This is a genomic window from Kineococcus vitellinus, assembly GCF_009906315.1.
Classification (GTDB): domain Bacteria; phylum Actinomycetota; class Actinomycetes; order Actinomycetales; family Kineococcaceae; genus Kineococcus; species Kineococcus vitellinus.
In genome coordinates this window covers 1-7,858 of the sequence record NZ_JAAALL010000207.1, presented here as the reverse complement: position 1 = coordinate 7,858, position 7,858 = coordinate 1, and the positions used below count along the sequence as shown (strand labels likewise).

The 7,858-nt window shown below is 69.2% G+C and carries 5 protein-coding genes and 1 pseudogene; 4 read left to right on the top strand and 2 right to left on the bottom strand.

The annotated features are described in order from the left end of the window. The 3 genes and pseudogenes from GTQ99_RS16380 to GTQ99_RS16370 form a co-directional block, all read left to right on the top strand. Window positions 1–953 (top strand): annotated as a pseudogene (locus tag GTQ99_RS16380) (hypothetical protein); the annotation flags it as partial. A 298-nt stretch (window positions 954–1,251) separates the two neighbouring features. Continuing rightward, entirely contained in the window at window positions 1,252–1,917 is a 666-nt protein-coding gene (locus GTQ99_RS16375; RefSeq protein WP_166616802.1) for a tRNA 2-selenouridine(34) synthase MnmH, read from the top strand. 163 nt (window positions 1,918–2,080) lie between these two features. Further along, window positions 2,081–2,623 (top strand): DDE-type integrase/transposase/recombinase, encoded by a 543-nt coding sequence (locus GTQ99_RS16370; protein WP_166616801.1) that lies wholly within the window; start codon window positions 2,081–2,083, stop codon window positions 2,621–2,623. A 463-nt stretch (window positions 2,624–3,086) separates the two neighbouring features. Here GTQ99_RS16370 and GTQ99_RS27030 read toward each other — a convergent pair whose 3' ends face one another. Together GTQ99_RS27030 and GTQ99_RS16360 are read right to left on the bottom strand one after the other, a co-directional pair. Beyond that, window positions 3,087–6,065, bottom strand: a complete 2,979-nt coding sequence (locus tag GTQ99_RS27030; protein ID WP_166616800.1) for a CHAT domain-containing protein — start codon at window positions 6,063–6,065, stop codon at window positions 3,087–3,089. Between the two features lie 26 nt (window positions 6,066–6,091). After that, the gene (locus GTQ99_RS16360) at window positions 6,092–6,982 is read right to left on the bottom strand and encodes a hypothetical protein (RefSeq protein ID WP_166616799.1); all 891 of its coding nucleotides are present in this window, start codon (window positions 6,980–6,982) and stop codon (window positions 6,092–6,094) included. Window positions 6,983–7,295: 313 nt separating this feature from the next. Here GTQ99_RS16360 and GTQ99_RS16355 point away from each other — a divergent pair, with 313 nt between their 5' ends. Beyond that, complete coding sequence (locus GTQ99_RS16355) at window positions 7,296–7,532, top strand: hypothetical protein (RefSeq protein ID WP_166616798.1); 237 nt, start codon at window positions 7,296–7,298, stop codon at window positions 7,530–7,532. Window positions 7,533–7,858 lie beyond the last annotated feature (326 nt).

The window sequence follows — 7,858 nt, the reverse complement described above, 5'->3', positions numbered from 1 at the left end:
CCGTCGACGTCCGCACCGTCATCCCGGTGCCCGCGGAGTACCCCGGGATGCCGGCGCCACGCTGGTGGCAGCTCGAGGACGCCGCCGTCGACCTCGGCAAGCTCAGCGCCGACGCCACCGATGCCGCACGGATCATCGTCAGCGAGTTCGCGCTGCTGTACAGCAACGACTGGTTCACCATCATCTGCCGTCAGCCGCTCGGCACGGTCGCCGAGCTGCAGGGCGTGGTCGTCACCGACACCTTCGGCTACCGCACCCTGGTGAAGCCGACCGTCGAGCCGGCCGGGGCGGACTGGACGGGTTGGGACGTCTTCAGCCTCGCGCCGCGGCCATCCGGACCGCCCCGCGCAGCACTGCCGCAGCACCTGTACCTGCCGCAGACTCTTCCGCACATCCTCGACGGCGAGCCGCTCGAGCAGGTGGTGTTCGTCCGCGACGAGACCGCCGACATGGTGTGGGCTATCGAGCAGCGCATCCAGGACGGGCTGGGTGGCTCTCGAGATGCCGCCGAGGCCTCCCGGCGGGTGCGTCAGCAGCTCGACCCCGACGCCGACGCATTCTCGGCGGCCACCGCCTCGGCGTCGTTGCGCTACGTGCTGCAGACCGAGGTCGCCGAGAACTGGATCCCGTTCATCCCGGTGCACCTGCCGGGACAGCTGCGGGCGATACAGCTCCAGCGCGGCACGATGCGCCGAACGATCGGCCCCGAAGACACCCTCGTCCGGCCGCTCACCTCGATGCTGCGGATCGGGCTGGACGAGCAGGACAACCGGCTTGCCCCGTACTACCTGCACGAGGAGGAGGTCCCGCGGGCCGGCGTCCAGGTGCAGGGCCTCATGCGCCGAGCTCGCAGCTACGACGGCACCCCAGTGGTGTGGCACGCGCGCCGGGTGACCACCGGTCGCGGCGCGGGACGTTCCGGGCTCGCCTTCGACCGGATCGTCGGCGCGTAGTCCGCCGTGCTCCCGCCCGTGGAATGCGAAGGAACGGCCGTCCCGGCCGCCCTCTCAGGTCTTGACCGGCCCCGCGTCCGAGCGGAGTATGGAGCGACCAAGTGGTAGTGCATCGCACACTCGAATTTGAATCGGGGAGAGGGAGAATACCTGAGCCCTTGGGAGTCCTCCTGGGCGGTCGTTCGTGCGTTCTCGCGTCGCGGATGCGGCGCCCCGTGCTGCGTCCCGTCCAGGGGGCACTAAGACCTACCCTCGCAGTGCCCGGTCCAGTGGAGTGCCGGTGCCGAATGGAGGCGGGGTGCGCTTCATCGTCCTCACTGGGCTGACCGGCTCGGGCAAGAGCGACATGCTGTGCCGGCTGGCCACTGCCGGTGAGCAGGTCATCGACCTCGAGGCCCTGGCCGCCCACCGCGGTTCCTCCTTCGGCCGGATCGGCATCACCCGCCCGCAGCCGAGCCAGGCGAGCTTCGATGCCCAGCTCCACGACGCGCTGGAAGGCATCGATCCCGACCGGCCGGTGTGGCTCGAGGACGAGGGACCCCACATCGGACCGCTGTGGCTGCCCCGCGAGCTGACCGGCGCGATCCGTGACGCTGCGACCGTCGAGCTGGTCAGCCTGCTCGAGGAGCGGGTCAGACGCCTGGTCGCCACCTACGGCCGTGCCGACCCGGCTGAGCTCATCGAAGCCACCCAGCGGATCAGGCGCCGGCTCGGCAACGCTCGGGCGGACCGGATCATCAGCCACTTCCACGCCGGACACCCGGACCAGGCGATCCGGGTGCTGCTGAAGTACTTCGACGAGGGCTACGTCGTACGTTCCGCCAGCGACGCGCGCACCGAACTGCCGGCACATGATCGGCCCGCGTTGCTCATCAAGCCACAGATGAGCACACGACCTATGCCCCGCGATACGAGGCATGCATCTCGAACTGCGCTTGAGCAGGCCGGAGACCTAGCTGTCTGAGCATGGGCGTTGGTGACGGACCCAGACCTGCGGGATCACCGACGCAGGGAGGACCCTGCGAGGGCAGAGACGCCTGCGCGATGTCGACTCGGCCGACCTGCCAGCGCATCCGCCGGCAGGTTCGATGCTAGGAGCACGCTGCCGCAGGCGATCTGGTGCACCCGTGGCTGTGATCGACGTCCAGGAGCTCGGCGTCATCTCCATCCCCCGCAGGCGGGGGTGCCGTCAGGTGGCGGCTGGTGCCTGCACGGCCGCGGCGACACGACACGGCCGCGGCGATACGGCACGGCCGCGCGCCCTCGGCTACGGCTACCTGCACACCATCCTGGATGTGGAGACACTTCCCGCTCGCGGGGGACACTCCCATTTGGTCTACACAAAGATTCTCAGCGACGACGAGGACTTGACCACCGCAGCGTTCTGGGCACGGGCCCACGACTGGTTCACCGACTGCGGCATCCGCCTCGATCGCTGCCTCAGCGACAACGGCTCCAACTACCGCTCCCGTGACTTCGCGGCGGCACTGGCCGTGACCGGTGCCGCTCACCAGCGAACTCGGCCCTCGCGCGCGCAGACCTACGGTCCCCAGACCCACGGCAAGGTGGACCGCTCCCAATGCAGGCTAGCCACCGAGTGGGCCCACGCCCGCTCCTGCAGCTCCGAGGCGGCTCGCCGCCGGGACATGCCGGAACTGTTGCACGTCTAGAATTGTTCTTCCGCGCGCAGGAGGTGTCCCTCCGGCATCACACCGCCCTCGGCGGGCTACCGCCCGCCTCTCGCGTCAGCAACCTGAGTGGTCAGTACAGCAAGGACCGCAGTGCAGCGATGATCACCGCGCCGGCGCGGCCCACCTCACCTTGGTCTGCGCCCGGCGCCTACCTCCGGAGGACTGAGGCAACGGCTCCTTCGCCGCGCGGTCGGGGCGATCCAAGAGGCCAGCGGTGAGGTTGCGATGCTCTCGCGCTGGTTCGCGGTGATGCCGAAAAGGCCGGCACTCGCGACCGGTGCACCCCTCGCGGCGAGCGCCCGGTCGTGATCTTACGATCGGTGGGCGATCTGCGCGGCAGGCGACCCGTCATCAGCAGACGACCGATCATTCAAGCCGCTCGTGCTCCTGTGCTTGCTCCGCCCGCGCTACGCCTTGACGGTGGATCGTGGGAGCATCAAGGCTAGAGCCCATGGAAGCTGGCGGCCGCCCACGACGTTGCGTCGGTGAAGTCATGCGCTTCGGGGTCACGCAGCTGCAACGTGCGCACCAGCTCGCGGCGCTCCACCGCTCCCTCAGGTCCAAAGGCGCTTGACCACGCCCGCAGGTCGCCCACCTTGTCGGCGTTCGTCGTGCTCCGCAGCCAGCGCTGCGACAGCGTCAGCGCCTGCGGGGGGGAATAGTTCCGCAGGCGCCAATGTGCGTGGAACGCCGCTACGAGCAGCGCCGCCGGAAGGCTGCGAACCGCCCACTGAGTGGCCAGAACGCCAGCGGCGCCGGCTTGCAGCAGGCCCGTCGGCAAGCTGACCACCTCATCGGGCAGGTCCAAACCCGGCTGGTCGGTGTCACATGCCGACAACACCGCCAAGCGGGTGCCCTCGTGCTGTGATCCGCTCAAGCGTGCGCCCAAGGTGTCCGCCAGGGTCAACTGCTCGTTCGCGGCCAGCATCAGGCCTCCTTGCAAGGGGTGTTCTGGGCGGGATGATCCGTGGCAGGCGAAGTGCAGCAGGTCGGCGCCCGGGGCGTGCTGGAGCACCGCTGCGCGCGTCGCGGCGGCACCGGACAGCTGCAGCGTTTCTAAGCCTGCGCTGGCCCACGATGCCTCCGCGGTGGCAAAGCCGATCGCCGGCAGCTGCGTCGGCTGGGGATCGGCGACGATGACCGCGCGCTGCAGCCTCGTGGCCGCCGCGGTGTGGGCACACGCCAGCAGAGCGCGGGCACTGGGTGCGTAGCTGAGGACGACCTCATCGAGGATGTAGCGCCGCTGTGTGCCGTCTGCGCCGGGCCGCCAGGCCGCGTGCAGCGGCAGCAGGCTCAGGAGCCCAGTGGGGACAAGCACCAGCCGTGGTGCATCGGTGGCCGCCAGAACGGGGGCGAGGACGGCGGTGTACAGCCAGTGTGAGACCGCATCCAACGTTCCCGCGAAGGCACCGGTGCCCACCTGCGAACGCGCGGCCAGCAGTGCTGTCAAGCGATCTCGGCAGGCCTGCAGCGTGCAGGCGGGCAGGTCCACGACCCGAACAGCGCTCTGCTCGACCTCCCTATCGCCCTCGTCCTCCTGTTGCTCGTCCCCTTGTTGCGCGAGTTCTTCCGACCGCTTCTGTTCCTCTGGCCGCTCTTGCTGAACGTGCCCGCCGACGAGCACGGCGGTGCCTCCGTGTTGTGCGGGAGCCAGGTACACAAGGACCCCGTTGGGCACGGCGCGCTGGGCGGCAGCGCTGACGTCGGCGAGGGTCGGCGCGATCAAGAAGCTCTCGTGTCCGGGTACGCGACGGATCCGGGCGGCCACGTCATCGATGCGGGCCCGGGCCCGGCGATTGGCCTCGGGATCCGCTGTTGTGCAGCGGAGCACTGCATCCAGCTCGCCGACAGCCGTCCGATACGCCTCGGCCAGTCCTGGTCGCTGTGCGCTCAGAGCGGCGAGGTCGGCTCGGTCGCGCGCGAGGGCCTCGGAGAGCAGCAGGGAGCGGCCTTGCTCCAAGGCCTCCAAGGCTTCGTGTGCCCGCCCGGCCCGTACCATCGCGTAGGCAGCCTCGCCCGGCACGCCCTGCGACTCGCGCAACCAGGCCTCCTGCTGTGGACGCACCAACTGGATCCGGAAGAGACGCCCGCCAGCATCCAGGGCGGCGGCGTACGCTTCCGCCGCTTCGGGCCATGCATCGCGGGCAGCAGCCCAACGCCCCCAAGCTTGCGCCGCTGCCAAACTCCACTCCAGCGAGCCGTCCAGGCCATGGGCGACGGCATCGCTGAATGCGGTGCGCGCCTGCTCAAGCAGTGGGCCTGATCGAGCGTTGCCGCACAGCCTCAGCAGGACTTGAGCCAAGTTGTATTCCCGAGAGGCGCGCTCGGGGGCGTCGGCGGCGGTCAGCTGCAGGCTGCGTTGGTAGTATTGGACGGCTTCGCGCGCCGGCTCCTCATCGCCAGTGAACTGCGCGACCGTCGACAAGGCGTTGCCGGCGTTGTTGTGTCGGGAGGCGAGTTGCCAGTCTCCCGACGAGGTCAGCTGCACCGCCGACAGCTGGGCCTGCACCGCTCCGTGCAGGTCGGTCGTCGAGCCTGACAGGTGGAAGCGGTCGAGCAGGGCGTTCCCGAGGTTGGTCAGGCGGGCTGGGTTGTCGGCCTCTGCGTCAGAGGCGAGCAACTCGATGGCCTCGTCGAGAGCATCCGCGGCGCCCGTGCGGACGAACCGTCGGCGCAGTACGGTCGCAAGCATCCCCCGCACCCCAGCGCGAGGTAGCTGCACCGGCATGTGAGGCGCGGCCAGGCACCGGCGCAACTGCTCCTCGGCCTGCTGGAGATCCGCCAGGGAACCGGTCACGTCGTAGCGCACCAGCAGCGCATCGCTGAACAGATAGCGGTAGTAGTCGCGGCGGGGCCCTTCGGGGCTGGCGTCGACGGCGGCCTGCGACAGCGCGACGGACTCCTGCAGGTCGGTGCGTCCGCCCAGTCGCCGGTGGCGCACGCGCAGGGCACTGGACAGGGCTGCTTGGGCCAGCAAGGGCGCCTGCTCCGGCGGTACGGCGGCCTGCAGGTCCTCCGGCGCACCATCGGCCTGGTAGCGGGCCAACAGGGTGCTCGACAGGTTCGCATGCAGCCGCCACAGCGTTGCGCCCGTGCCGCGTGCTTCGCGCACCCCGACCTGCAGCTGCGCGATTGCAGCGTCGAGGTGTGCGCGAGCATCGGCTCGCGGCTTCACGCCCAGCCAGTTGTGGGCAATGCCGGCACGGTTGTACACCGCTAGGCGGAACTCGACGTCGGCGTGGGTGAAGGCGCGGTGGGCGAGGATTCGCTCCAGCGTCTCGGCCAGGTGTTCCAGAACGGTCTCGTCCTGGATCCGCACGTAGATCACCAGATCGCTGCCGGCCTGATCCAGCAGGCGCTGCAGCTGGCGAGGAGCGGCCGGCAAAGCGTCCCACTGCAGGTCGACTTCGACGGCGCGCACCTCACCTCGGGAGAGGCGGCGCGCCCTCATGCGGGAAGCCTTCCTCGTTCGAGCCACGCCGTCAGCGCCGCTCCTGCTACGGGTTCAGCCTCCAGGGACGCCGGTCGAGCAAAGCCGAGAGCATCGTAGAGCAAACCGCGGTACACGTCGAAGCACGCCTGAACGACTTCCGCCAGACCTGCAGCCGCCACGAGCGCCACTTGGTAGGCCACCAGCATGCCGGCCACGGCGACCACAGCCGCCCACCACGCCAGCGGCGTCCAGACGGAGAAGAGCAGCGACCACAGCCAGAGCCGTCCGGCGTCGTCGACTCGCCCGCGCGCGGCAGCGACGTCCGTGCGGGCTGCCTCGGGCAGCACCAGCCACAGGCGCGGGAAGCAGGTGACGGCGTCCAAGCCATAGCGGTGTCGGGGACGGGTTTCCATGACCTTCAGCAGGTCGCCGAAGGCGGTCGGCATGCGGTCAGTGGGATGGATCGGCACCCGAGCTCGGGCGGCGTTGAGACGCTGGTACTGTCGAGCCTGTTTCATCGTGTGCTGGCTGCGTGTCGAGGACAGCTTACGCCAACGCCTCGCTCGCCGTTCGATGCGCTCCTCACGACGCGTCACTCGCTGACCCAACGCACTGGCCCAAGCGGGCCAGTAACCCTCCAGCAGGCGCAGCACGGGGAGGGAGAAGACCTCGACCATCCGTGCTGATCCGGCGATCACCAGGAGTGCGCCGAGGCCGATGGCGACCTCGGCGACGGCATCGGTCTCTCCCAGTCCGGTGCTCGACCACGTGAGCAGCCGGTTCCAGCCGTGGGCGTGCACCCATGCGAGCACACCACCGAACCAGAATGCCAGCGCCGGTGAGAGCAGCAGGACCGTAAAGCGGTCCACCACCTTGTCGCCGAGCCCGGTCCACAAGGCCGTCATGGCGACGCCGTGCTCACCACGGCCACCGTACTGCTGGAGGGGTCGTCCTCCGCGGCGGCGCAGTGCAGGAGTGCACTCGGGTGTAGATCGCCGTGCTCTGAGAGCGCCTTCATGTCAAGGGGCCGTGACCGTGAGGGCAGTCGGGTACGAGTTCTCCCGCTTCAAAGAGCGAATAGGCGTAGTCGCACCTCAAACAGCGGCGCACGATCGGGTCGGAGGCGTACGGGAACCCGTGCAACCCGCCGGGGTAGCCGGCACGGTTGGAGTCAGCCTCGCTGGGTAGTCGCCGGGCGAGTTCTTGCCGAGTGCTGGGATGGGCGGACAGCAGGTCCAAGATGGCATCTGCGACTTCCGGCTGACCGGCATCGGCCTGGGCCAAGAGGCCGCCCAACCTGCCCGCTACGGCTTCGGCGTCGTCCCCCAGCAGGCAGGGGAGCGCCTCGTGCACGGCGCGGGCCGCTGCAACGATCTCGTCGTCTCGCATCTCAGCATTCCCTCGATCTTAGAAGGCGCCGTCGGAGGTCCACGTTCAGCCCTCGATGTCGTGTGACCATGGTGTGCGAGCCACTTCAGGTACTCGATCCGGCTCGTGCAGCAAGACGTCCGTGCTCTCTGATTCCTCGGGGGAGGAGACACCTGACACCTGAGCGTCCTCGTCGGGCATCGCCTGTACAGCAAGGAAGAGGACTGGAGGCACCAGTGGAAGGCGTTCGAGCGTCGTAGGATCAGACTCGCGCACCCGGCGGTTCCAACGGTATTCGATGAGCACGGGCCCAACCACGAGGTGGTGGCTCTTCCTGCACGCGTGGACCATCACTCGCTTGCGGTGATGCGGGCATCGCACCAGATGGCCCAGTCCTGCCCCGACCCGCCCGC

Coding starts and splice junctions, on each gene's coding strand:
- GTQ99_RS16360 (WP_166616799.1), bottom strand. CDS start 6,982: ATGACGGCCTTGTGGACCGGGCTCGGCGACAAGGTGGTGGACCGCTTT.
- GTQ99_RS16355 (WP_166616798.1), top strand. CDS start 7,296: ATGGGCGGACAGCAGGTCCAAGATGGCATCTGCGACTTCCGGCTGACC.